Annotated in this window: 18 protein-coding genes; 7 read left to right on the forward strand and 11 right to left on the reverse strand. The window is 73.5% G+C overall.

All coding sequences use genetic code 11. From position 1 onward, the window contains the following. Positions 1–42: 42 nt before the first annotated feature. The 3 genes from JIG36_RS01400 (at position 43) to JIG36_RS01410 (ending at position 4,628) form a co-directional block, all read left to right on the forward strand. Positions 43–1,491, forward strand: a complete 1,449-nt coding sequence (locus tag JIG36_RS01400) for a M28 family peptidase (protein WP_203374120.1) — start codon at positions 43–45, stop codon at positions 1,489–1,491. Next, positions 1,488–3,836 (forward strand): immune inhibitor A domain-containing protein, encoded by a 2,349-nt coding sequence (locus JIG36_RS01405; protein ID WP_203374121.1) that lies wholly within the window; start codon positions 1,488–1,490, stop codon positions 3,834–3,836. Before JIG36_RS01400 ends, JIG36_RS01405 begins: the two co-directional genes overlap by 4 nt. Positions 3,837–3,938: 102 nt before the next feature. Next, positions 3,939–4,628: a winged helix-turn-helix transcriptional regulator gene (locus JIG36_RS01410; protein WP_203374122.1), complete on the forward strand. Its 690-nt coding sequence runs from the start codon at positions 3,939–3,941 to the stop codon at positions 4,626–4,628. 4 nt (positions 4,629–4,632) lie between these two features. Here the strand turns inward: JIG36_RS01410 and JIG36_RS01415 are convergent, their stop codons facing one another. The 7 genes from JIG36_RS01415 to JIG36_RS01445 form a co-directional block, all read right to left on the reverse strand. Then, positions 4,633–5,241, reverse strand: a complete 609-nt coding sequence (locus tag JIG36_RS01415; RefSeq protein ID WP_203374123.1) for an NADPH-dependent F420 reductase — start codon at positions 5,239–5,241, stop codon at positions 4,633–4,635. Beyond that, positions 5,238–5,684, reverse strand: a complete 447-nt coding sequence (locus JIG36_RS01420; protein ID WP_203374124.1) for an acyl-CoA thioesterase — start codon at positions 5,682–5,684, stop codon at positions 5,238–5,240. Before JIG36_RS01420 ends, JIG36_RS01415 begins: the two co-directional genes overlap by 4 nt. Beyond that, positions 5,677–11,310 carry a type I polyketide synthase gene (locus JIG36_RS01425; RefSeq protein WP_203374125.1) on the reverse strand — a complete coding sequence of 1,878 codons (5,634 nt, stop codon included), beginning with the start codon at positions 11,308–11,310 and terminating at the stop codon, positions 5,677–5,679. Before JIG36_RS01425 ends, JIG36_RS01420 begins: the two co-directional genes overlap by 8 nt. Then, positions 11,307–12,269, reverse strand: a complete 963-nt coding sequence (locus JIG36_RS01430) for an enediyne biosynthesis protein UnbU (protein WP_203374126.1) — start codon at positions 12,267–12,269, stop codon at positions 11,307–11,309. Before JIG36_RS01430 ends, JIG36_RS01425 begins: the two co-directional genes overlap by 4 nt. A 15-nt stretch (positions 12,270–12,284) precedes the next feature. Further along, positions 12,285–14,195 carry an FG-GAP-like repeat-containing protein gene (locus JIG36_RS01435; protein WP_203374127.1) on the reverse strand — a complete coding sequence of 637 codons (1,911 nt, stop codon included), beginning with the start codon at positions 14,193–14,195 and terminating at the stop codon, positions 12,285–12,287. Positions 14,196–14,222: 27 nt separating this feature from the next. Beyond that, the gene (locus tag JIG36_RS01440; protein WP_203374128.1) at positions 14,223–15,161 is read right to left on the reverse strand and encodes a DUF1702 family protein; all 939 of its coding nucleotides are present in this window, start codon (positions 15,159–15,161) and stop codon (positions 14,223–14,225) included. 89 nt (positions 15,162–15,250) lie between these two features. After that, positions 15,251–17,107, reverse strand: a complete 1,857-nt coding sequence (locus tag JIG36_RS01445; RefSeq protein WP_203374129.1) for an AfsR/SARP family transcriptional regulator — start codon at positions 17,105–17,107, stop codon at positions 15,251–15,253. 234 nt (positions 17,108–17,341) lie between these two features. On the opposite strand from JIG36_RS01445, the gene JIG36_RS01450 reads away from it, so the two are divergent. Continuing rightward, complete coding sequence (locus tag JIG36_RS01450; protein ID WP_203374130.1) at positions 17,342–18,604, forward strand: ABC1 kinase family protein; 1,263 nt, start codon at positions 17,342–17,344, stop codon at positions 18,602–18,604. Further along, positions 18,597–19,862: a type 1 glutamine amidotransferase family protein gene (locus JIG36_RS01455; RefSeq protein WP_203374131.1), complete on the forward strand. Its 1,266-nt coding sequence runs from the start codon at positions 18,597–18,599 to the stop codon at positions 19,860–19,862. Before JIG36_RS01450 ends, JIG36_RS01455 begins: the two co-directional genes overlap by 8 nt. On the opposite strand, the gene JIG36_RS01460 is transcribed toward JIG36_RS01455, so the two are convergent. Then, complete coding sequence (locus JIG36_RS01460; RefSeq protein WP_203374132.1) at positions 19,840–20,598, reverse strand: helix-turn-helix domain-containing protein; 759 nt, start codon at positions 20,596–20,598, stop codon at positions 19,840–19,842. The genes JIG36_RS01455 and JIG36_RS01460 overlap by 23 nt on opposite strands. 172 nt (positions 20,599–20,770) lie before the next feature. On the opposite strand from JIG36_RS01460, the gene JIG36_RS01465 reads away from it, so the two are divergent. Next, positions 20,771–21,340, forward strand: coding sequence for a hypothetical protein (locus JIG36_RS01465; protein WP_203374133.1), 570 nt, complete (start codon positions 20,771–20,773; stop codon positions 21,338–21,340). Next, a complete protein-coding gene (locus tag JIG36_RS01470) occupies positions 21,340–21,591 on the forward strand; it encodes a hypothetical protein (RefSeq protein ID WP_203374134.1) in 252 nt (83 codons plus the stop codon). The genes JIG36_RS01465 and JIG36_RS01470 overlap by 1 nt, the downstream gene beginning before the upstream one ends. Here JIG36_RS01470 and JIG36_RS01475 read toward each other — a convergent pair. The 3 genes from JIG36_RS01475 to JIG36_RS01485 are packed head-to-tail and all read right to left on the reverse strand — an operon-like array spanning position 21,554 to position 25,091. After that, positions 21,554–22,717: an acyl-CoA dehydrogenase family protein gene (locus JIG36_RS01475; RefSeq protein WP_203374135.1), complete on the reverse strand. Its 1,164-nt coding sequence runs from the start codon at positions 22,715–22,717 to the stop codon at positions 21,554–21,556. The genes JIG36_RS01470 and JIG36_RS01475 overlap by 38 nt on opposite strands. Continuing rightward, positions 22,714–24,060, reverse strand: coding sequence for an LLM class flavin-dependent oxidoreductase (locus JIG36_RS01480; RefSeq protein ID WP_203374136.1), 1,347 nt, complete (start codon positions 24,058–24,060; stop codon positions 22,714–22,716). Before JIG36_RS01480 ends, JIG36_RS01475 begins: the two co-directional genes overlap by 4 nt. Further along, entirely contained in the window at positions 24,057–25,091 is a 1,035-nt protein-coding gene (locus tag JIG36_RS01485; RefSeq protein WP_203374137.1) for an ABC transporter substrate-binding protein, read from the reverse strand. Before JIG36_RS01485 ends, JIG36_RS01480 begins: the two co-directional genes overlap by 4 nt. Positions 25,092–25,155: the final 64 nt, after the last annotated feature.

Here is a 25,155-nt window from a genome sequence, read left to right on the forward strand (position 1 = left end):
GCCACGCGCCGGCGTTCCCTGTTCCGTTCGGGGAGGAGCCCCATGAGGTTGTCAGGGCGCCGGTTGGCCGCCGCCATAGGTTCGTTCAGTCTGCTGGCCGCCCTGCTGCCGGGCGCCACGGCGACCGCGGTGCCGGCCGGCTCCGCCGGCATGCGCCCGGACGCGCGCACCGAGTCCTCGGTGCTGCGTCACCTGCAGAAGATGCAGCAGATCACCGACGCCGGCGGGGGCGTGCGCACGCCCGGCTCACCCGGCTTCGCGGGCGCGGCCAAGTATGTCGAATCGGTGCTGGGCGCGGCCGGCTACCAGGTCCGCCGGCACACCTTCACGTTCAACTACACCGAGATCCTGGCGGCCCGCCTGAAGATCCTGCCGGACGGCGCCGACCAGCAGATCCAGGTCATCAACTACACGCCCTCGACCCCGGTCGGCGGCATCCAGGCGCCGTTCGTGGTGGTGCCGGTCGACGCCACCACCGGCTGCGAGGAGTCCGACTACGCGGGCCTGGGCGCCCCTGGCAGCATCGTGCTGCTGCGCCGCGGCGGCTGCCCGTTCACGATCAAGCAGCGGACCGCGGCCGCGGCCGGTGCCGTCGCCGTGATCATCTACAACAACGCGCCGGGCAAGGTCTACGGGTCGCTGGGCGCCCCCACCGACGGCGTCATCCCGACCGCGGCGGTCACCGGCGAACTCGGCGAGCAGTTGGCGGCCGCCCCGCCGGCCCGGGTCGAGCTGGAGGCCCGCGAGATCATCGAGAGCCGCGAAACCGTCAACATCACCGCCGACACCGCTCGGGGCGACCCCGGCGACATCCTCGTGGTCGGCGCGCACCTCGACACCATCCCCGAGTCGCCCGGCATGAACGACGACGCCTCCGGGGCGGCCGCCGTCCTCGAGTTCGCCCGGCTGGCGGCCAAGGCGCCGCTGAAGAAGAAGCTGCGGTTCGCGTTCTGGTCGGCCGAGGAGTGGGGTCAGGTCGGCTCGTTCGAATACCTGGCCGCCCTGCCGCCCGAGGAGCTGGCCCGCATCTCGGGCTACGTCGACCTGGCCAAGCTGGGCTCGCCCAACTTCATCCGCGGGGTGCTCGACGGCGCCGCCGGCCCGGCCGGATCCGACCGTCTCTCGGCCGCCCTGGCGTCGGGCTTCACCGCTCAGCGGCTCACCTGGAAGACGGTTGAGCTGGGCGGTCTGGCCAGTTCGGACTGGCTCGCCTTCACCGACGCCGGCATCCCGGCCAGTGGCCTGTTCTCGGGCACCGAGGACCTGAAGACCGAGGCCGACCGGCAGCTGTTCGGTGGGGTCGCGGGGCAGCCCTACGACCCGTGCCACGCCACCGCCTGCGACCGGGTCGAGAACCTGAACCGCACCGTGCTGCGGCAGAACGTGCTCGCCGCCGCCTACGCCCTGGCCACCCTTCAGCTCACTCCCGCCACTCAGCCGGTCGCACCGCAGAGGGTCACGCGACGGCCTGCGCCGGGGAGCCTCCGATGAGGCCGCGCGGAGTGTTCGCGGCCGCGACCCTCCTGGTCCTGACCACGATGCCGGCCGTCGCCCACGCGGCGCCCTCCCCCGCGACCCCGACCGCCACGAAACCCGGGACGGTCAAGTCGGACGACAACCTCGTGTCACCCCTGGAACGCCGCCGTCAGAACCTGCGGCAGGAGGCGCTGCGGCAGGTGCTGAACAAGAAGGCCAAGGTGCGCCCGGACGGCAAGCAGTCGCAGGTGGTCGACCTGGCCCCGGCCGCCGCCCGGAACCGGGCCAAGGCCGCGGGTTCGTCCGAGGCCGGATCGTCCACCCACGCCGAGCTGGCCCGCACCACGACCGACAAGGTCTTCGTGATCCTGGCCGACTTCGCCGACCAGCGGCACCCCGACTATCCCGACCAGGACACGTCGGTGCTGGTCAGCGGGCCGCAGCGGTATGCCGGGCCGGCCGCCAACACGATCCCGGCCCCCAGCCGCCTGACCGACAACACCACCACCTGGACGGCCGACTTCAACCGGTCCTACTTCGAGAAGCTCTACTTCGGCACCGACCCGGGCACCACGTCGGTGGCGAGCTACTTCTCCGGGCAGAGCTCGGGCCGCTACACGATCGACGGCGCCGTCTCGGACTGGGTGCGGGTGCCCTACAACCAGGCCCGGTACGGCCGCAGCGACGGCTACCCGTGCGTCGGGCGGATCTGCGACAACGTGTGGGCGCTGGTCGAGGACGCCGTGGCGGCCTGGGTCGCCGACCAGACCGCGCAGGGCAGGAGCACCGCCGAGATCCGGCAGGAACTGGCCGCGTACGACGTCTGGGACCGGTACGACGCCGACGACGACGGCGACTTCAACGAGCCCGACGGCTATCTCGACCACTTCCAGGTCGTGCACGCCGGACCCGACCAGGCCAGCCAGTCCGCACTCTATGGCGAGGACGCCATCTGGTCGCACCGCTGGTATGCCAACCAGGACGACATCGGCACGACCGGCCCCGAGGCCAACCGCTACGGCGGGGTTCCGATCGGCGACACCGGACTGTGGGTCGGCGACTACACGATGCAGGCCGAGAATGCGCCGCTCGGGGTCTTCACCCACGAATACGCGCACGACCTCGGCCTGCCCGACGAGTACGACGGTTACGGGGCCGACGCCAACGCCGGGTTCTGGACCCTGATGTCGGCCGGCGAGTATCTGGGCCGCGGCGGCACCTCGGTCGGCAACGAGCCGGGGCCGCTCTCGGCCTGGGACAAGTTGCAACTGGGCTGGCTCGACTACGACGTCTCGTACTTCGGCGAGGACGGCGAATTCCGGCTGCGACCGGCCGCCGGCTCCGGAACCGGGGCGCAGGCCCTGGCCGTGGTGCTGCCCGAGAAACGGGTCGTCTATCAGCTCGGGGTGCCACCCGAGGGCACCAAGGCGTGGTGGGGCGGCCGCGGTGACGGCCTGCACACCAGCCTGATCCGGTTCCTGACCCTGCCCGCGGGCGCTGCCGCCCGGATGACCGCGAAGGTCTGGTACAGCCTGGAATCGGGCTACGACACGGCCCGGGTCGAGGTCAACGACGGCACGGCCTGGCACACCGTGGGCAGCGTGCTCACCGGCGCGTCCAACGGCTGGAAGGACGTGACCTTCGACCTGAGCGCCTTCGCCGGCAAGCAGCTGCAGATGCGGATCCGGTACGACACCGACGCGTCGGTCACCTCGCCCGGCATCCTGTTCGACCAGTTCCGTGCCACCTCGGGCGACACGGTGCTGTTCACCGACGGCGCCGAACTGGGCTCGAACGGCTGGATCGCGTCCGGCTTCAAGGTGTCGACCGGGGTCGAGGACGCGTACTACCCGCAGTACTACGTGGCCGAGTACCGCACCTACGCGGGCGTGGACACGACGCTGCGGACCGGGCCGTACAACTACGGATTCCTGCGCACCCGTCCCCAGTTCGTCGAGCACTACCCGTACCAGGAAGGTCTTCTGGTCTGGCAGTGGGACACCTCGATGGGCGACAACAACGTGTCCCGGCACCCCTGCCAGGGCCAGGTGCTGGTGGTCGACGCCAACCCGGGCGTCATGCGGGCGCCCAGCGGCGGGCGGTGGCGGCCCCCGATCCAGGTCTACGACGCCCCGTTCTCGCTGAACCGCTCGGCCGCGTTCCGGCTGCACGAGAACAACGTGCTGCAGACCGTGGCCGCCCACCCGGGCGCGCCCACGTTCGACGACACGCAGACCTTCTGCCAGGCCGAGCTTCCGTACGCCGGGGTCACCACCGCCAACAGCGGCACCACCCTGCAGGTGCGCGAGCAGGACGCCGACCACCTGTCCGTAGCGGTCACCTACCGGCCGGCCGGATAAGACCCGATGTGCGCGCCGGTGCGGCGGCCCGGCTGGCGGTCACGCACCGGCGCGTGCTTCAGTAGCAGGTAGCAGATGACGGACGGTGGCAGGGGCGAATCAGTGGCCGGAACCCGGGAGAAACGAAGCTACGAGCAGCAATGCGGGCTCGCGATCGCGCTCGACCTGGTCGGTGAACGCTGGACGTTGCTCATCATTCGCGAACTTCTGGTGCGGCCGCGACGCTACCGCGAATTGCTCGACGCCCTGCCCGGCATCGGCACCAACCTGCTGGCCGAGCGGCTGCGCGGGCTCGAGGAGGCCGGCCTGGTCACCCGGCTCGACCCCGACCGCCGCACGGCCGGCTACGCCCTCACCGAGCAGGGCGCCGCGCTGCGGGCCACGGTCGTGTCTCTGGCCCGGTTCGGCCTCGACGTGGCCGGCCGCCAGTCGATCCCGGCCCACGCCGCGGCCCGGGCCTCGTGGTCGGTGCTGGCCGTCGAGGCGATGACATTGGGCGCCCACCCCGAGGGCGTCGACGAGACGTACGAGTTCACCGTCGACGACGAGGTGTTCGCGCTGGTCGTCGAGGGGGACGAGGTGCAGGTGCGCCCCGGGGCGGCGACCGGGCCGGTGCTGTCGGTCCAGACCGACGCCGCTACTTTCCTCGAGATCGGCACCGGCCACCTCGACCCGATCGAGGCGCTGCTGGGCGGCCGGGTCACCACAACCGGTCCGGTGGAAGCGGTGACCCGCTGTCTGCGCCTGCTGGGCCTCGCCCCGGCCCGCATCATGTCCCCGCGCGCCGCATAGGGCGTCACGACACGCTCCTCCGGAGGCTGGTGCGGGCGGCCGGGCGGCCGATGTGGATGCCGATCTCACCGTGCAGGCCGTTGCGGTCGCTGATCCGCATCAGCAGGACGGCCAGGGCTTCGATCTCGCGGCTGGCGCTGATGCCGCCCGCGTCCACCGGCGCGAAGCCGAGACCCCGGATCAGCTCGCTCACCTGGGCCTTGGCGGCCGGGTCGGCGCCGGCCACGGGCACCGACACCGGCATGCCCGAGAGCTGATGCACCTGCAGCATCCGGGCCGGGATCGTGTTGAGCGCCTTGACGACCCGCCAGCCGGGCGCCGCCGCGGCCAGCACCTCACCGCCCGAGGCGCCCTGCGGGATCGGCGTGGCGGGCCACGTCGCCGGGTTGGTGACGTCGACCAGCACGCGGCCGTCGGCGCAGGCGGCCAGCGGCCGCCGGATCAGGTCGAGGGCGGCGGCGAACGGCACCGCCAGCAGCAGGACGGGCGCCCGCTTCAGGGCCGTCGGGTCCGGGTCGCGCGGGTCGATCAGCTCGGCCGCCCCGCCCGCCCGGCGGAACGCGGCGTGCAGGGCGACCGCCATCCGGCCGCCGCCGAGGATGGCCGTGCTCATGCCGCTGCCCCGCTCGCGGCCGGGGCGTAGCGGGCCAGCGCCCGCCGCAACTGGCCGGGCACCGGTTCCGGCACCAGCCCGCCCTCCGCGCGCCGCATGCAGGCCACCGTCTGCCGGCCCCGGGCCAGCAGCTCGCCGGGGCCGGGCTCGGTGCGTACGTAGTCGAAGGACATCACGATCCGGTGCTCGCTGATCCGGTCGAGGGCCATCCGCAGCTCGATCCGGTCGAGGGCGTGGGCCTCGGCGAAGAAGTCGGCCGCGCAGTCCACCGTGACCAGCGCCAGGCCTTCGCCCAGGGCGGTGACCACCTCGGGGGCGTGGTCGGCCAGGAAATACTCGCGACAGTGCCCCTGCCAGTGCAGGAAGTGCGCGAAGTAGACGTTGCCGACCAGGTTGGTCTCGTCGAAGGTCACCCGGTGCCGGTGCACGTAGTACTCAGGCACGCAGATCACCTGACCCCACGGCCACCCCGACCCTCCCGGCCGTGGTCTCCACCACCGTGCTGGCGATCCGGTAGTCGCCGCTGCGCAGCAGCACCCAGTCGTCGGGCCCCCGGGCCTCGACGGTCAGCGGCGCGTCCGGTGGGAGGCCGTGTTTGGCCAGCACCTCGCGGCACGTCCAGGCCCGGACCCGGGCCGCGCGGGCCGTGCGGCCCAACTCCTCGGCCACCGCCGTCGTCGCGGCGTCGAGGGCGGGTTCCCCGTCGGCCGGCTCCCAGTCCACGGCCGTTCCCGGCGCCCCGGTCGCGATCAGGACCCGGCCGGCGAGGTGGCTGGCGCTGACACCGGCGCCCGCGGTCACGAGGCGCCCGTCGGCTGCGCGGGTCACGGGTTGCCCGGTGAGCCAGGCTGCGACCTCGGCCGTCCGTTCCCGGTCGGGCCGGGCTCCAGCGGCGACCGCGAGATGCAGCGATGTCTCCGGGTGCCGGCGGCGCAGCGAGCGGGTCAGGGCCGCCCCGGTCAGCTCGACCGGCAGCGGGGCGGCCGGCCGGGGTGCGATCGCCCGCAGCGCGAGGCCGTGCCATTCCTCGACCGGGTCGCCGGCCTCGTCCCGCACGACGACGTCGAAGACGAAACTGTCGCCGTCCTCGGACCGCTGCCGGGCGTCGACGTGCAGACGGCCCTCGGCCCGGCGGTGCACGACCAGACGCCGTACGCCGGAGGGCAGCACCCGCCGGTCGGGAACGCAGGCCTGCAGCAGGTGCAGGACGGCGTCACGGGCACCCGGGTCACCGAGCTCCAGCGGTTGCGGCTGGAACCCGCCGAACCAGCGGACGTCCCGGGCGAGCACCTGCGCGGAGCACCGGTACGGGCTCAGCACCGCATACCCCTCGACGCGCCGGAACCGTTCACCGTGGAAGAACAACGGACCGTAGAGGCCGGACGCGTCCAGCAACGGGCCCCGCGGCGCGGGTTCAACCGCCATGGCCGCGGCGGGCGGGCCCGACCGGAACCGGGCCGCGAAGTGGTCGGTGGCGAAGCCGCTCTCTTCGCTGCGCACCACGAAGTCGATCCCGTCGTCGCCGATGAGGGCCGCCGTGCGTACGGTCCGGTCGGCGCGCTCGGGAACGGTGACCGGCGTGACCAGCCGCACGTCGTCGAACGAGCCCGGCACGGCCGGGACACCGAGCGCCGCTCCGGCCTGCGCCATCGCCTCGAGACCGAACACGGCCGGCAGCACCGGCTGGCCGTCGATCCGGTGGTCGGCCAGGTAGGGGTCGCTGCCCAGCGAGAGCACGGCGTCGGCGACCAGCTCGACGCCGGGACAGGTGACCGGGCGGTTCTCCAGGAAACGCCGCGGACCCGGCTCGACCGGCGGCCACCGGAGCGCGGGCGTGGCCGGGATCCGGCCGCCGACCAGCACCGTGGGCGGCAGCTCGGGTGCGGACAGCAGACGCAGCAGCATGTCGGCGCCGTCCTCGAGGCCGATGAGACCCAGACCCTGCCGGGCCAGCGAGTCGAGCACGCCGAGGCGGGCCCCCATGCCGGCGCCGGCCCAGGCCGACCACTCGATGTTCAGCCACCGCGGGCCGGGGTCGGTGGCGGCGAGTTCGGTGCACCGCCGGGCGAGCCAGTCGTTGGCGATCGCGTAGTCGGACTCGCCGGGGAGCCCGATGGTGCCGATGACCGATCCGAACGCCACCGCGCAGCGCAACTGCGACCGGTCGAGCCCGTCGAGCACGTTGTCCCATCCCCCGGTCTTGGCGGCCAGCGTGCGGCGCAGCCGTTCCGCGGTCAGCTCCCCCAGCACACCCGGCTCGTTGTGCCCGGCGGCGTGCAGCAGCACCCGGACCGGCCCGGCCGTCGACCGCACCTCGGCCAGGACGGCGTGGAGGGCGTCGCGGTCGGTCACGTCGGCCCGGCGGTAGAGCGCCTTGGGGATCCGGTTGAGCGTGGCCCGCACGTCAGGGTCGTCGGCCGGGCTGCGGCCGAGCAACACCATGGTCGCCCCGGTGGCTTCGGCCAAGGCGGCCGCGCATTCGGCGCCGATGCCCTTGGCCCCGCCGGTGACCAGGCAGACGTCGCCCGGAGCGAGCGGTAGGGCGGTGCCGTCCCACGGCGCCGCCGTCAGCGGGTGCACGACCGGCACGAATCGGCCGCCGCCAGAACCCAGGACGACCTCGGCGTAACCGGCCCACGGGCGGTGCGCCTCGGCGGCGGCCCGATCGAAGGCGTCGGCCCAGTCGAGGGCGTCGGCCGAGTCCGGCACGTCCACGACGAGGACGGGAACCTCGGGGTGTTCGGCCGCGAGGCTGCGGCCCACGGCGGCGCCGATGCCTCCGCTGTGCACGACGACGAGTGGCAAGCCGTCGGCGTCGCAGGCCCGCAGCGCCGCGGTCACCGTCTCGACCGGAACCGGGTCGAGGCCCGGGGGCAGGGCGAGCAGCCGGGCCGGGGCGGCGCCGGGCACGGGCGGGAAGACCGCGCGCAGCCGTTCGGCGTACGGGTGTCCCTCCGCGACGATCTGCCAGTCCCGGTCCTCCCGGCCGGCGGGTTCCGCCGCCTCGGCCTCCAGCCGGTGGACGAAGGGGCGCACCCAGGAAGCGACTCCGGGCGGCGGCCCCGGGTCGTCCGTCCCGGCCGCGGGCAGGCCGTCGATGGCGTCGGCGAACTCGGCGACCGTGGCCGTGGCCAGGCTCAGCGGGTCGCGGGGCACGGCCCGGCCGAGGGCGGTCGCGACCTCGTTGGCCAGCTGGCCCACGCGCAGCGACGTCAGGTGGAGGTCGGCCAGCAGCCGGGAGCCGGGCGTGACGACGGTCCGGTCGAGCCCGATGGCCCCGGTGAGCTGCACGATCGTCGCCTCGAGGGGATCCGCGCCGGGCCGCGCCACCACCGGGTCCGCCTCGACCGGCGGTGGCGGTGGGGCGGTGGCGAAGACCGCCCCGGTCGCGCCGGTCTCGCACGGGTTGGCGAGGAAGTCGCGGGGCGCCGCCGGGTCGAACGGGCGGGTCGCGCGCCGGCCGAACCAGGCCTGCACGTCGTCGCAGGCCCCGGCGGCGAAGAGGGCGGCGGTGGCGGCGGCCACCCCGGCCGCCGATTCCGCGCCGACGTCCAGGCTCACCGCGGGCCGGTCGGTGAGGCGGCTCAGGATGTGGCCGGGCCCGACCTCGACCAGCAGGTCGGCGTCGAGCCGGGCCAGCGCCTCGCGGAAGCGCACGGGTTCGGTCAGCTGGCGCACCAGCACGTCGACCGGGTCGTCGGTGGTCCACCAGTCACCGGTCACGGTGGACACCAGCGGGCGGGCGGGGTCGCGCCACCCGGCCCGGCTCGCGGCCTTGCGCAACGGTTCCCGGGCGGGTGCCATCACCGGTGAGTGGAAGGCCGCCGAGACCGCCAGCAGGCCGCCGGTGATGCCGCGGGCCCGGGCCGCGGCCAGCACGGCTTCCACCTGCTTCCGGTAGCCGGAGACGACGACCTGATCGGGCGCGTTGTCGGCGGCGATGACGGCCCCGGTGCCGGCGACCAGCTCGGTCACCGTGCCGAAGTCGGCGCCGATCCCGGCCATGGCCGAGGGCGCGTCACCGGCCGCCGCCATGGCCCGCGCGCGGTGCCGGACCAGCGTGTAGGCATCGTCCTCGCCGAGCGCGCCCGCCCAGACCAGGGCCGCCAGCTCGCCCAGGCTGTGCCCGGCCGCGGCCGTGGCCCGGACGCCGAGCGCGTCCAGCCAGCGCAGACCGGCCAGGCTCGCCCGCAGGATCGCCGGTTGGGCGACCTCAGTGCCGGCCGGGCCCTCGGCGGGGAGCCGGAGCTGGTCCTCGTACGCGCGGGGCAGCTCGCCGAGCAGCGGGCCGAGAGCGCCGGCCCCGGCCCGTACGGGAGCCGCCTGCCCCGACATGAGCAACGCGACCCGCAGCGGAGCACCAGCGGTCAGGAACAGCCCGCGACCCGGGTCCAGCACCCGCCGCTCCCCCGCCGCGAGCCGTTTGCGAGCCTCGTCGAGCGCCGTGACGAGGTCGTCGACGGTGCGGACGGCGGCCGCGAACCGGTACGGCAACCCGCTGGGGGTCCGCCCGGCCTGCGCGGCGGCCAGATCGGTGAGTTCCGCCCGGGACAGCGTGCCGGTGGCCGCCAGCAGCGTGGCCAGCTCCTGGTCGAGCTCGTCGGGCCGCCGGGCGGCCGCGACCACCACCTCGTGGTCGGGATGCGGCGTACTGAGGCGCTGTTCCGGGCGGCTCAGCGCCCGCCGGGTGGTCGGGGCGGCCCCGGCCAGCACCACGTGCGCGTTGATGCCGCCGAAACCCATCGCGTTGACCGCCGCGTACCGGTCGTCGGTGCGCCAGGGCCGGGCCCGGTCGAGCAGTTCGACCGACGCTCCGGGCTTGTCCAGCAGGGGATGCGGCCGCACCACTCCGGTCGCCGGCGGCACGACCTGGCGGTGCACGGCGAGGGTCGCCTTGATCAGCCCGGCGATCCCGGCCGCGGCCTTGGTGTGCCCGATGTTCGCCTTGATCGTGCCGAGCGCGGCCCGCGACGGTGTGTTCCCGCGAACGTCGAGCAGCGTCCGGATCTCGGTAGCGTCGCCGACCGCGGTTCCGGTGCCGTGACCCTCGATGAGCTCCACCCGGCCCGGTTCGACGCCGGCCCGCTGGTAGGCGCGGGTCAGGGCCAGGCGCTGCCCGGAGGCCTCGGGCCGGGTCAGCCCGCCGCTGCCGTCGGACGAGGTCGCCCAGCCGGCCAGCCGCGCGTAGACCCGCAGGTCGTTGGCGGCGGCGAAGGAGGCCCGGCACAGCACGACAACCCCGCAGCCCTCCCCCGGCAGAAACCCGGTCGGGTCGGCGTCGTACACCCGCATGTCGCCGCGGGCCAGCGCCCCGACCCGCGAGAAACCCACCAGTTCGAGCGGGTCCAGGCTGAGGTCGACGCCGCCGGCCAGGGCCACTTCGAGCTGCCCGGAGCTCACGGCGTCGGCGGCGGTGGCGACCGCCACCAGCGAGGAGGCGCAGGCCGCGTCGACGGTGTAGCCGGTGCCGTGGAAGTCGAAGTAGTTGCAGACCCGCCCGGCGATGGTGTTGGCCAGGGCGCCGGCCAGCGACTCGTCGGTGGGCGCCGGGAACGGGTCCTTCACCCGCTGTTCCAGGTCGGTGAGGATGGCCGAGAGCCGGGCCGGCTCCACGTCGGCCGCGCCGAGCGACTCGGCCACCACCCGGCGCAGATAGGGCCATCGCATGCGCATCGTCGAGGCGCGGGAGAACTCGCCGGTCAGCGAGTTGCCCAGCACCACCCCGATCCGGTCGCGGTCGGCGCCGTCGCCGTCGGGCAGCCCGGCGTCGCGCAGCGCGGCCGCGCTCACCTCGAGCGCGAGCCAGTGCGCCGGGTCGGCCGCCCGGTAGGACTCCCGCGAGATCCGGAAGGCGGCCCGGTCGAACTGCCAGCTGTCCAGCACCGCGGCCCGGGTCAGGTAGGTCTGGTCGACGCCCTCGCCGCCGTAGTCGTGCAGAGGCAGCCGCTGCGGCGGGAGCGGCCGGAAGGACCGCCGCCGGCCGAGCACGCTCTGCCACAGCTGCCCGGGGTCGTCCGCGTCGGGGAAGCGGCAGGCCATCCCGACGATCACGACGTCGTCGTCGCTCATCGGACCGGCGCTCCGGCGACTGCCTCCTCGGCCACCGGAACTCCGGCCGGTGGGGGTGGAGTGACGGCCGGGGCGTTGCGGTCGCGGACGGCGACCCAGATCAGCGCGACCAGCCGGACGATGCAGACGATGACCAGCGCGAAGAACAGCCCGAAGGTGATGTGGTTGACGACCAGCAGGCCGTAGACCAGGGCGGTGGCGGCGCCGAAGTACACCTGCCGGCGCGGGGCGGCCGGGCTCGTCCCGGGGTCGGTGATCATGTAGTTGGTGAACAGGATGAAGGCGACGCCGGTCATCGGCAGCAGGGCCGAGACGAACGACTGGTCGGGCAGCACCACCGCCCGGATCAGCGCCTGCAGCACGAAGCCGCCGACCCAGCCCAGGATGAGCGGGATCCGGCCGGTCAGCTTGGCGTTGAGCATCGCGCCGGAGGCGCCGACGGCCAGCGGGATGAGCCAGTCGAGCACGCCCGAGACGTTCTCGGTGAACTCGTAGGGCGGCGCGATGCCGACCCAGGCGAAGCAGATCAGGGTCACGCTGATCCCGAAGTTGCTGGGGTTGAGCACGTGCCGCATCCGGCCGCCGACCGGCACCTGGATCAGGTATTTGCTGGCCACGGCGACGGTCACGGCGAAGATGGTGGGCCACAGCGACTCGTTGCCATAGAGCAGCATCGAGCAGGCGAGCCCGGCGATGTGGGCCGGCAGCAGGAAGTTGACGAAGTCGGCGCGGGTGCCGAGGTAGCGCGGGCGGCGGCCGTGGGCCCGGGCGTCGGCCGTCTCGAGCAGCAGTTCGGCCGCGTACCCGGCCAGCACGCCGGCGATCGGGGTGAGCCAGGCCTGCTCGAAGCCGAGGAACAGGTGGCCGAGCACGTTGAAGGCGGTGATGGACAGGGCGAACCGGCGCAGGGCCTTGATGCGCTTGTCGACCGCGGGTGGGGCAACGGAGGGCTGCGACATGGGAGTGCTCCTCGTCTAGCGGGCCGTCGGGCCGGTCAGGGTCAGGTCGTGCCATCCGGCGGGCAGCTCGGTGGTGATCTCGTGCGGGCCGGTGATGTCACGCCACCGCACCTTCACCGGGTACGGCCCGGGGCCCGCTCCGGCCAGTCCGAACAGGAGCTCGGGCGCGTTGACGCCGGTGTGGCCGTTGGCCGGGTAGAGCTGCTGGGTCGCGGTGGTGCCGTCGGGACGGGTCACCGTGGCGACGGCTCCGACGGCGGGTCGCGGCCCGGACCCCTTGACCGTGGCGGGCAGCAGAAGCCGCAGACCGAGGAATTCCCGTACGGGAGACTGGTTGTGGGCGAAGGTGGAACGGGCCCACTGGTTGGCGGTCGCCATGTCGGGCCGGCCGTCGTGGTCGACGTCGGCGATCGCGATGCCCCGGCTCACGCCCGGGTTGTCCAGGCCCAGGTCGGCCGCGATGTCGGTGAACCGCCCGCCGGCGCTCTCCCGCACGAAGAACGGGTTGCGCTGGTCCCCGGCGATGTCGGCGCCGGCCCGGAACACCGGCCACGCCCCCGGGTGGCGCAGGAACACGTCGTTGGTCATGGCCAGCTCCTGCAGCTCGGCCCACCGGTTGGTGGTGCCGGCGACGAAGCCCAGGGCCTGCACCAGCTCGTCGCGGCCGTCACCGTCGAAGTCGGCCGCCTTGATGTCCCAGCCCCAGCCGGTGCGGGCGAGGCCGAGCGCCTGGCTCTCGTCGCGGTAGGGTGCGGTCTTCCCGCCCAGCGGCACGGTATCGGTGCTGACGAAGGCGAAGTTGCTCTCCTCCAGGGCGTACTCGGTGGTGATGTTGCTGACCACCAGGTCGGCCCGGTCGTCGCGGTTGAGGTCGGTGAACGCCACCCCCATGCCCTTGAACGAGTCGTCGCCGAGCACCTTGGACTTCGGGGCCAGCGCGTCCCGGTCACCGCGGAGCTCGGCGAAGGCGATGCGGCCCGGCTTGGACCGGTTCTGCAGCAGGTAGTCGGGGCCGAAGTCGTTGGCCACGTAGAGCTCGGGCAGCCCGTCGCGGTCGAGGTCCTGGGCGCCGGTGGCCAGGGTCCAGGACAGGCTCTGGTCGTCGGTGAGGGCGTCCGACTGGTCCTCGTAGGCGGGCCGGACCAGGCCGTCGCGGGTCTCGAGGGTGCGCAGGCGCAGGATCCGGTTGCGGCCGCCGTTGTGCGCGTCGGACATCGAGTCCTGCATCTGCATGAGCGGGTCGTCGGCGGCATCGGCGTCGAGCACCCGGGCTCCGTCGGGGAAGTAGTTGCCCACGAAGATGTCGAGGTGCCCGTCACCGTCGAGGTCGGCGACGTTGACCGTGGCCGAGTTCCAGGTGTCGCCCGGGCGGTCGGTGAGCTCGGCCGCGGTGAAGGACGCGGCGCTCAGGCCGGCTCGGGCCCTGTGCAGATAGGCCAGCGGGGGCCGGCCCCAGAAGTAGACGAGCAGGTCGAGGCGGCCGTCCTCGTTGAGGTCGGCCGGCACGCAGCCCATCGGGGCGGTGGTGCGCGCGTCGTAGGTGAGCCCGGCCGGGGTCAGTGCGAAGCCGGCGAACCGGTCGGCGCGGTCGGGGGTGGGCGCGACCGTCACCGAGTCGTCGCGCGGGTCGACCAGGCAGCGCTCGTTGGGCCGTCCGTCGCCGTCGAGGTCGGCCAGCGCCACGGCGGCGCCGACGGCCGAGATCCAGGCCTCGATGTCGCGCAGTCCGGGCTGGACGGTCCGCAGCGTACGGGCGGCGGGCGGGTCACCGTTGAGGTCGGTGGTGGTGAAGGCGAACTGGGCGGCCAGGTCGTCGCGGCGGTCGCCGGCGGTCGTGGGCAGCCGGGTGGCGACGCCCACGCCGGCGCAGAGCGCCAGGGCGAGCAGCCGGACGAGCAGCGCGGGCGGGCGGGGCACGAGCGACATCGGGTGGTCCTTCCGATAGAAGCGACGTCAGCCGACGCGGGCGGCCTGGCGCTGGATGCGCTGCCGCCAGGTCTGGAAGTCGGCGGGGCCGGCCGACGGACGGTCCAGCCCGGCGCGGGCCTCCCACGTCCAGCCGGATGCCTCGTCGACGTCGGCGCCGGTGAGGGCACGCACGGCGCCGGGCAGGTGGGCCGGGAGGTGACCGGCACGCCGGTGGGCCTCGGCGGCGAAGGCCGCGCCCTGAGCGAGGGCGGGCCGTTCCCGGGCGGCCGCAGCGGCCAGCCGGGGATAGGTGGCGGCGTCGACCGCTCCCGCGTACGCGGCGGCGAGGCCGACGCCGCTCCACACGTCGGCGCGGTGCCGGGCCGGCAGGCGGGCGATCCGGTTGGCGATCAGGCCGGGCTGCCCGCAGTCGCGGAACCAGATGCTGCGGCCGTAGCCCTGGTAGCGGATCGCGCAGACGTCGTCGCACGAGCCGGGGTGGGCCGACCACCGGGCCAGGGCGGCCGGCCGGGCGAAGAAGGCGCGGCAGAAGCCCCAGCCGTCGTAGGCCAGCCACCGGGTCAGCCCGTTGTCGTCGCCGGGCCGCCGCGGCATCGGGCACCGCAGCTTCGCCATCGTCCAGCCGACGCCGACGTGCAGGAGATATTCATACTTCTCGGCGTGCTCGCCGAACAGCCGCACCAGCCGTCGCGGTCGGCCGGCGAACCGGAGCCGGTCGAGCATTCCGGCCGCCATGGCGGCCCCCTCGGCCGCGAACCCGCGCCGGGCGGGCTCGATCGGGCCGAGGTCGAGCGGGCCCGCGGCCGGGATCGACAACTCCCGGTTGAAGCCGTCGAGGAACGTGAGGGCCGACCGTTCGAGCTGGTCACGGACCTCTCGCGGCTCGGTCTGGAAGCCGCGCCGGACAAAATCCACCTGCCCCGGCCCGAGCCGGAGCAGGTCGTGCGGTCGTAGTCGAGCCATCTGCGCCTCCCGGAGCGCCACAGCGGAACGTCCGGGAGCCAGCCTTACGTCTCGGCCTTGAAGACTTCTTTAAAAACGTATAGCGAGAATCAAGCGATCAGCGCGTGCGGCCGCCCGTGCTGAGTCACGAAGGTCCGGATGGTCTCCAGAATCCGGTAGTGCAGCTCGCCGGCGCCGCGCACCACGTAGAGCAGGGACCGGTCGGCCAGCGCGTTGAGCAGGGACAGCAGTTGCCGGCTGCTGGCCGCCGGGTGGTCGCGACGCCAGGCCCGCAGCGCGGCCCGCGGGGTGACGCACGGCCCGAGGCGCGCGACCGTGGCCAGGCAGCGCTGCTCGAGCGGGCCGAGCTGGTCGTAGCTCCAGCGGATCGCGTCGTACAGGGATCGCTGCCAGGCCGGGGTGCCGCGCGGATCGGGCCCGAAGCGCATCTCGCCCTCCTCGACCAGCCGGGCCACGTGGTCGAGGTCGATCGACCGCAGGCTCGCGGCGGCCGACTCCAGGGCCAGGGGCAGACCGTCGAGCCGGTGGCATATCGTCGCCGTGGCCCGCGCGGTGCCGTCGGTCAGCTCGAAGCCGGCCCAGGCCTGTCCGGCCCGCCGCACGAACAGCTCGACCGCCGGGATCTCGGCCAGCTTGGCCGCCTCGGTCGTCTCCTCCGGCTGCGGCGCGGCCAGCGGCAGCACCGGCAACACCGACTCGTAGGGCAGCCTCAGCACCTCGCGGGAGGTGACGAGGACGACGACCGCGGGGCAGAACCGCAGGATCTCGTCGGCCACCCGGGCGCAGCCGTCGGCCACCGGGTCGGCGTTGTCGAGCATCAGCAGCATCGTCCGCCCGGCCAGCGCGGCCAGCAGCGCCTCCCAGTCGCCGTCGGCCGGCGCCACGTCGGTCAGCACCTCGGCCAGCCGCTGCCGGATGTCCGGCTCGGACTGCGCGTCCTGCAGGTCGACCACGCTGACGCCGTCGGAGAACACCGCGGGCTCGCCCCGCAGCGCGGCCCGGCCCAGCGCGGACTTCCCGCAGCCGGGCGCCCCGACCAGGGTGACCAGCCGCTGCTGCAGAAGCGCCCGCCGGATCGCCGCGATCTCGGCGGCCCGCCCGATCGGCTCCTCGGCCGGCGGGCCGCCACCGCGCCACACCGGATGCTCGGCCGGCGGCGGGACGACGACCGCCGGCTCGTCGGGCTCGGCCAGCAGGCGCTGGTACTCCTCGGCCAGCTCGGGCGACGGGCTGACCCCGAGCTCGGTGCGCAGCCAGGCCCGCAGGTCGGCGTACCAGTCCAGGGCCGCCGCCCGCTGCCCGGTCTGCGCCAGGCAGCGCAGGTAGCAGGCCTGGATCGCCTCGTTGAGCGGTTCGCCCCGGGCCAGCCGCTCGGCCAGCGGCAGCACCGCAACCGACCGGTCGTGGTCGAGCGCGACCCGCAGGAACTGCAGGGCGGTCTCGGTGTAGCGGCGGCGCATGGCCTGCACGGCCGCGTCGTCCGGAACCAGGTCGGCCAGCTCCGAGGCGCCGGCCCGCTCCCACATGCCGACGGCCTCGCCGAGCAGGTCGGACGCGCGCTCCCACTCCCCGCCGTCGAGCAGCCGGGCCGCCCGGTCGGCCAGCGCCAGCGCACTGTGGGCGTCGACCGCGGCCGGGTCGCCGGTCAGCTGGTAGCCGCGCGGCGTCAGCGTGATCAGGTGCGTGCGGGCCCGGGCCGGCACCCCGGGCTCGAGCAGGCGGCGCAGCCGCGAGATGTACGTGTGGAGCAGTCCCGCCGCTTTGTCGGGCGGACCGTCCGACCAGACCCGGGCGGCGAGCTGGGCGACCGGGACCGGCTGGTTCAGGTGGACCGCGAGCAGGGCGAAGATCGTACGTTGTTTGGCCGGTCCGAGGTCGATCTCGCGACTGCCCCTCCAGGCGCGGATCGGACCCAGTACCTCGACACGCAACATGTCCACGCTCATGTTTCCTCCCCCGACAAGCCATAGCGTGGCGAACCGGCCGATCATAGGGCGGCCTTGTTATATCGGCAGTCATGGATCGATGCCGGAGAGTCGCGGCCGCGCATACCGACAGAAGTTTCAAACTTCACATACCCGCCGCACTGGATCGTTCCGTCATGACCGTTCAAGGCTCGTGCCAGTCCGTTCTGCGAGCGTGGCCGCTGAGATTCCGTGCCCTCTTTCCGGAGGTTCACCATGGAGGACACACGCGTCGGACTGCCCCGGCTGGCCGGCCGGGCCGCCACGACCACCGCTGCCCTCGCCGCGTACGGGGGCCGGGCCGTGACCCGCCGGCTGCTGCGCCGCCCGCCACCGCCCGGCTCCACCGCCCGGGTCCTGCACCGGCTCGGACCGGCCTATGTGAAGGTCGCCCAGCTGCTGGCCACCCGCCGCGATCAGCTCCCCGAGGCCTGGTGCGACCGCCTGTCCACGCTGGAGGACAGGGTGCCCGCCCCACCCGCCGCCTCGATCGCGGCCGTGCTGAGCCGGAGCTATGCCGGAACGCCGCCGTTCACCGGGATCGACCTCGAACCGCTCGCCGCGGGCAGCATCGCGACCGTGCACCGGGCCACGCTGCCGGACGGGCGGCCGGTCGCGGTGAAGGTCCGCCGCGACGACGTCACCCGGACCCTGACGCTCGACCTGGCCCTGCTGGGCACGTTCGCCCGCACCGCGGGCCGGCTCCCGGGGCTGCGCCGGGTCCCTCTCGACGAGATGGTGGGCCAGGTGGGCGCGGTCGTGCGCCGCCAGGCCGACTTCGAGGTCGAGCGGGCCAACCTGGTGCGGCTGCGGGAGAATTTCGACCACGACGACGCCGTACGCGTCCCGGCCGTCCTCGGCGAGTGGTGCACCCCGGACGTCATCGTCATGGACCTGATGACCGGGCTGCGGCCGCTGCGCCCGGCGGCGGTCCCCGGGGCCGAGCGCCCCGAGCTGGTGCGGCGCGTGCTGACGGCGACCTACCAGATGCTCTTCCTCGACGGCTTCGTCCACTGCGACCTGCACCACGGCAACATCTACGCCGGCGCCGGCGGCTCGCTGGTCGTCCTCGACGGCGGTTTCATGATGCCCCTGCCCGACCAGGTGCGCCGGCTGTTCGCCCAGTTCTTCATCAACCTCTCGCTGGGCCGGGGCGAGCGCTGCGCCGCGATCGTGCTGGAGAGCGCGCGGCGACTGGATCCCGGCTGCGACCGCGAGGGCTTCACCGCGCGGCTGGCCGAGCTCGTCCGCGAGACCAGCGGGGCCACGGCGGCCGAGTTCAGCCTGGTGACGTTTGCGGGCCGGCTGTTCGACCTGCAGCGCCGCCACCGGGTCTACGCCGCCCCCGAGTTCGTCTTCCCGCTGCTGGCCCTGCTGGTCATCGAGGGCATGGTGCGCGACCTCGACCCCGAGGTGGACTTCCAGGCGGTCGCGATGCCGGTCCTCGACCGGGCCGTGGCGGGCCAGGCCCGTGCCTGAGGGGGCGGACGGCGTGCTGGCCGTCATGGGTTCGGGCGAGACCAGCCCGACCATGGTGACGATCCACCGGGCCCTGGCCGGGCGGCTCGGCCCGGGGCACCCGCCGGCGGTGCTGCTGGAGACGCCGTACGGCTTCCAGACCAACGTCGCCGACATCTCGGCCACCGCCTGCGGCTACTTCGCGCGGAGCGTCGGACTGCCCGTGGTCACCGCGCCCGGGCTGCGCGGCGGGGACACCGAGGCCGACCGTGACCGGGGACTGCGGCTGGTCCGGGGCGCGGGCTGGCTCTTCTGCGGCCCCGGCAGCCCCAGCTATGCCCTGCGGCAGTGGCACGACGACGCGGTCGGGGCGGCGCTGCACGACCGGTTCCGCTCCGGCACCGGCCTGACCGTCTTCGCCTCGGCCGCGGCCGCCACCCTGGGCCGGTTCACCGTGCCGGTCTACGAGGTCTACAAGGTCGGCGCGGATCCGCACTGGCTCGACGGCCTCGACGTGCTGTCCCACCTCGGGCTCGACGTGGCGGTCGTGCCGCACTACGACAACAAGGAGGGCGGCACCCACGACACCCGCTACTGCTACCTGGGCGAGCAGCGCCTGCGGTCGATGGAGGAGCAGCTGCCCCCGGATGTGGCGGTGGTCGGCGTCGACGAGCACACGGCGGTGGTGGTCGATCCCGGCGCCGACCGGGTCACGGTGCTCGGCCGGGGCACGTTGACGGTCCGCCACCACGGGCGCAGCGTCGTCCTGCCTTCGGGCACGGCGCTGACGATGACCGAGCTGCGCGACCTGTGCCGCCGCAAGCCGCTGACCCGCACCGAGGTTCCGGCTCCGGCGGCGCCACCCGGACCCGCCCCGGCGACCCTCGACCAGATCTCGGCCGAGTGCGAGCAGCGCTTCGACAAGGCCCGCGACGAGCGGGACGCACCCGGCATGACCCGGGCCGTGCTCGCCCTGGAGGCGGCCGTCCGGGAGTGGGCGGCCGACACCGAGGAGGACATCGGCGTCGACCAGGCCCGGGCGGTGCTGCGCACGATGATCGTGCGGCTCGGGGAGGCCGCGGCCCACGGCGTGGCCGAACCGGCGACCGTCTTCCGGCCGGTGGTCGAGCCGCTGCTGGCGCTGCGGGCCCGGCTGCGGGCCGGCCGCGACTACCGTACGGCGGACGACCTGCGCGACGCCTTGGCCGCCGCGGGCATCCAGTTGTCCGACGGTCCCGGCGGCACCTCGTGGTCGGTCACCGCCACTGCGGCGGGGTGAGGGCCACGATCGGCGGGTCGGTCGGCTCGGGCCCGCGCAGACTGGTGTGCACGGTGACCGCGGTCCGGCGGTCGGGCAGCGACAGCACGCCGCGGCCGATGCGGTAGCTGCCCGGCACGTCGTCCACGAGCGCGTCCGCGTGCCGGGCCCCTTCGGCGACGACGAGCAGAAACGCGGCGTACTCGCCGGCCGCGGGCGGGCTGGGCAGCGGGATCCGGGAGTCACCGGTGGCGACCGTCCACCGGCCCCGCCACAGGTCGGCGCTGCCGTCGCCGATCAGGCAGCCGTAGACCAGCGAGCCCCGCCGCGGCGGTGTGGACAGCGCCATCACGGGCGTTGCGGCCCGGCCGGGTTCGGCCCGGGGCGGCGTACGGGCTCCGGACCGCTCGTCGGCCAGCGAGCGCACGAGGTCGCGGAAGCGGGCCGGGGGCACGCCGACCAGCCGCGAGAACTGCACCGAGAATGTGCCCGGGCTCTGGTAGCCGACGCGGGCGCCGACGTGCCGGACCGGCAGCGTGGAGTGCAGCAGCAGGCGGCGTGCCTCGGCCATGCGCAGCGCGGCCAGATAGCGCGCCGGGGTGACCGCGGTCAGCTCGCGGAACATCTTGTGGAAGTGGAAGCGGCTGAACCGCGCGGCCCGGGACAGCTCGGCAAGCGGCTGCGGCCGTCCCAGCCCGGAGCGCATCGTGTCGATCGCCCGCACCACCGCCTCGGTGTGCCTGGAATCCGTGGTCACGCCCGCAGTCTGCCGCCGGTCGCTTGATTCCCGCTCGCGCGTCTTGACGGCTTCTTGACCGGCCCCGGCCCGGTTCCAGAGACGCGCCCAGGTCCGCAACCTGCGAGATCCCCGGGCCGCCGGCCGCTCCTAAACTGGCCCGCAGCTCACGCCGTCCACCGTGGAGGTCGTCATGGCGACACTGCAGAACCGGACCGAACCGAGCCTCTACGACAAGCTGAACGGGCCGTGGCACCGGCCGGCCCTGTTCCTCTTCGGCTTCATCGTGCTGGCGCACTGGGCCGAGCACGTGACCCAGGCCGTGCAGATCTGGGGTCTGGGCTGGACCCCGGCCGAGGCGCGCGGCGTGCTCGGCATCCCGTTCCCGTGGCTGATCAAGTCGGAGTGGCTGCACTACGGCTACGCGATCCTCATGCTGGCCGGGCTGTTCCTGCTGCGAAAGGGTTTCACCGGCCGCTCGCGCACGTGGTGGACGGCCGCCCTGGTGATCCAGTTCTGGCACCACCTGGAACACCTGCTGCTGCTCCTGCAGGCCATCACCGGCCAGCACCTGATGGGCCGCCCGGTGCCGACCAGCATCGCGCAGCTCTTCTTCCCCCGCGTCGAGCTGCATCTGTTCTACAACGCAGTGGTCTTCCTGCCCATGGTGGTGGCGATGTATCTGCACCTGCGGCCCACTCCCGAGGAGCGCGCGGCCGCCCTGTGCGCCTGCGGCAGCCCCGAACCGGCCCTGGCCCGCTGATGCGCCGCTTCCAGCCCCGGCACTGGGTGGCCGCCGCGGTCGCGGTGGGGGCCTTCGTGGTGCTCACCGCGCTGCTGTTCCAACCACCCCGGACCGGCCCGGACGCCCCCGCCGAGCCGGTCCACCAGCATCACGCCGCCGCGCTGGACCCGGTCACGGCCGTCGTGCTCGGGGCCAACGTGGTGGTGCTGCTCGGCATCGTGGTGCTCGAGGTCAGAAGAAGCCGCCATTCGGCAGCGGCGTCCCGCTGATCTCGTACGCGCCGACCGCCCTCGCCTTGTAGGTGCGCGGGTTGTGCGAGGCCAGCGTGCGGATGTTGCGCCAATGACGGTCGAGGTGCGCGACCCGGCGGACGGCCGAACCGCCGCCGACGTCGAACAACTCGGCGGCGGCCCGCAACGCCTGCTCGTCCACGGCCACCTTGGCTTTGGCCGTGCGCAGGGCCGCCCGCAGCGCGAGCTCCTGGTCGTCCGAGGCCGCCGATGCCTCGCCCAGCGCCGCGGCCGCCCGGAGCACCGCCGCCTCGGCCACATAGGCCGTGCTGGCGAGGTAGCCGACGCTCTGCTGCAGGATCGGGTCGCCGGCCGGATCGTCGGCCGCCGCGTGGTAGAACGTGCGGCGCTTGCCCCGGACCAGCCCGGCCGCGTCGCGCGCCACCCGGCGCAGGATGCCCGCGATCACGGCCGTCAGGTAGAGCTGTGGGAACGTCGCCAGGTAGGGCAGGTCGCCATAGATCGTGCCGGTGCCGACGATGTCGTCCTCGGTGACCGGCACGGTGTCGAACCGGGTCGTGCCGCTGCCGGTGAACCGCTGGCCGATCCCGTCCCAGTCGCGCTCGACCAGCACGCCCGGGCGGTCCGCGGGCACCACGAGGCGTACCGGTTCGCCGTCCGGTCCCTGCGCCGCCACCACGAGGAAGTCGGCGTAGAGGTTGCCGGTGCTGTAGTACTTCTCGCCGGTGAGCCGCAGACCGTCCGGGGTGCGGGTCACCGCCGTACGGAAAATCTGGTCGCGCCGCCCCGCCTTCTCGTTGCCCAGCTCGGTCGCGGCCAGGCCGAACAGGTTCCCGGCCCGCACCAGGTCGAGCCACTTCTCGTCCTGCGGTCGCGGCCGCCGCAGCAGGTTCTCGACGAACGCGTAGTGGTTGCGCAGGCTGTGCGCCACGTTCGGGTCGGCCTGGCCGAGGTCGATGATCGTCTCGAACAGCTCGACCAGCGTCGCTCCGTGCAGCCGCAACGCCCCGATCCCAGCCTGTTTCAGAAGGGCGATTTCCTCGTACGGCGGCCGGTCGTGCTCCTCCCGTTCGACCGCCGTCGCGCCGATCCGGGCCAGGAGGTCGTGGACGGAACCCGGACGGCGTACGGGAATCGTGGTCATCGCGCCACCTCGGCCGGGCTCTCGAAGCGGCTGCGCGGCCGGGGCAGGCCGAGGTGGTCGCGCAGCGTCGTGCCGGTGTACTCGTGCCGGAACAGGCCGCGGCGGCGCAGCTCGGGCACCACATGGTCGGTGAACAGCTCGAGGCCGGTCGGGAACACGTCGAAGTTCAGGTTGAAGCCGTCGGCCGCCCGCGTGCGGAACCAGTGCTCGATACTGTCGGCGATCTGCTCGGGGGCGCCGACGATCTGCCGGTGCGCGCCCCCGTTGCTCAACAGCAGTTCCCGTACGGTGTAACGCCGTTCCCGGGAAAGCTTGACCGTCGCCTCGAAGAAGCCGCGGGAACCCCGGATGTCGGTGACCTTCGCGAGCTTGTCGTAGGGCAGTTCGTGGTCGAGCCGCAGATCCTCCGGCTGCACCCCGAGCTGGTCGGCCAGGCGGGGCAGCTCCCGGTCGAACGAGAACAACGCGTCCAGCTCGTCCTTGCGCCGCCGCGCCTCGGCCTCGGTCGACCCCACGATCGGGTAGAGACCCGGCAGGATCACGAGGTGGTCCGGGTCCCGCCCGAAGGCCGCCGCCCGGGCCCGCATGTCGGCGTAGAACTCCTGCGCCGCCGCGTGCGTGGTCTGCGCGGTGAAGATGAGATCCCCGACCCGCGCGCCGAGCGCCTTGCCGGCCTCGGACGACCCCGCCTGCACCAGAACCGGGCGCCCCTGCGGGGAACGAGGAACCAGGCCCGGACCCCGTACGGAGAAATGGTGTCCTTTGTGGTCGAGGGTGTGGATGCGAGCGCCGTCGGTCAGCACGTCCCCGGCCCGGTCCCCGACGATCGCGCCGTCCTCCCAGGTGTCCCAGAGCCCGAAGACGACGTCGACGAACTCCTCGGCCCGGGCGTAGCGGGCCCGGTGGTCCGGCTGCTCCGACGAGCTGAAGTTGGCCGCGGCCCGGGGCGAATAGGTGGTGACCACGTTGAGCGCGACCCGGCCCCGGCTCACGTGGTCGAGCGAGGCGAACCGCCGGGCCAGGTTGAACGGGTCGTTGAAGGTGGTCGACGCGGTGCCGATCAGCCCGACGTGCTCGGTGACGGCGGCCAGCGCGGTCAGCAGCACGGTGGGTTCGAGAGACTGGTAGGGCTCGGTCGGCGGTTCCCGGTGCAGGGCCACGCCGTCGGAGAGGAACACGGCGTCGAACGTGCCCCGCTCGGCGATCCGGGCGATCGTCCGGAAGAACTCGACGTCGACGAAGGCGGCCGGGTCGTCCAGGAAACGCCAGGCGCTCGGATGCCGGCCGATGCTGGTGATGTTGACGTTCAGATGCAGCTGCCGTCGTTCCTGCGGTGTGCTCATTGCGGCACCGACTCCTTGTCGACGATCGGGTTGAAGACGGCCTTGATGTCCCGCTGGTGCTTCACACCCCCGGCGGCGAACGCGGCGTCGACGATCTTCTGCTGGCGCTCGATGAACGCGCTGTCGCCGACCCGGTAGAGCCGCCCCTTGGCGCCGTTCTCCCAGTTGATCTTCGAGACTTCCGGGGTCTGCTTGAGGACGCTCTGCAGCACCTTCTCGACCGCGGCCTCGTTGGCCGGGTACCACTCGCGGTAGAACCGGCTGAACCGCCCGAAGAAATCACGCACCGCGGCCAGCTTCGCCGGATCGTCCAACACGTCGGGCCGGGTGATGAAGCCGGCGCCGCCGTCCACACCGAGGTCCTCGTTGGTGGCCAGGCGCACCGCCTCACCCGAATCGACGACCCGCTTGATCTGGGCATAGCCGGTGACGACGGCGTCGACCTGCCCCGCCGAGAACGCGGCGGCGGCGGCTTGGTTGTCGGGCAGCTGCACGGGCTTGATGTCGTTGACGGTCAGGCCCGCGTTGGCCAGCACCTTCACGTATCCGGCGTAGATGTTGCCGCCGAAGTTGTAGGCGATCGACTTGCCGCGCAGGTCGGCCAGCTTCTGGATGTTCGCCGACTTCTTCACGAACAGGGAGGGTGCCGGGTAGGGGGCGTTCTTAGCGGTGAAGCCGGCGATGGTGAAGACCTTGGGACCGGTGGTGTTCCAGTCGTCGGCGGCGTTGGCGGCCTCGAAGGCGGCGGTGTTCTCGCCGACCAGGCCGACGTCGGTGGCCTGGGAATAGAGGGCGGAGATCTGGGCGGCCGGGCCGGCGATGACGGGGGTTTCGAGCTTGTAGGGCAGGTCTTCGAAGAGGCCGGATTCTTCGAGGAGGGCCGGGTAGTCGGCGGTCTGGAAGCCGAAGGTGAGGGTGGTTTCTTTGCTGTTGTTGCCGCTGGCGTCGGCTTCGCTGCCGCAGGCGGAGAGGGTGGCGCCGAGCACGGTTATCACGGCGACAAAGGCCGTTTTTCGGGCATGACTGATCACGGGGTGCTCCTTGCGATAGGGCAAAGGGTTGTCCACAGAGCGGAGTTGTCCACAGCCGGGCCTC

Origin of the sequence: Paractinoplanes ovalisporus, assembly GCF_016834655.1 — a bacterium.
Classification (GTDB): domain Bacteria; phylum Actinomycetota; class Actinomycetes; order Mycobacteriales; family Micromonosporaceae; genus Actinoplanes; species Actinoplanes ovalisporus.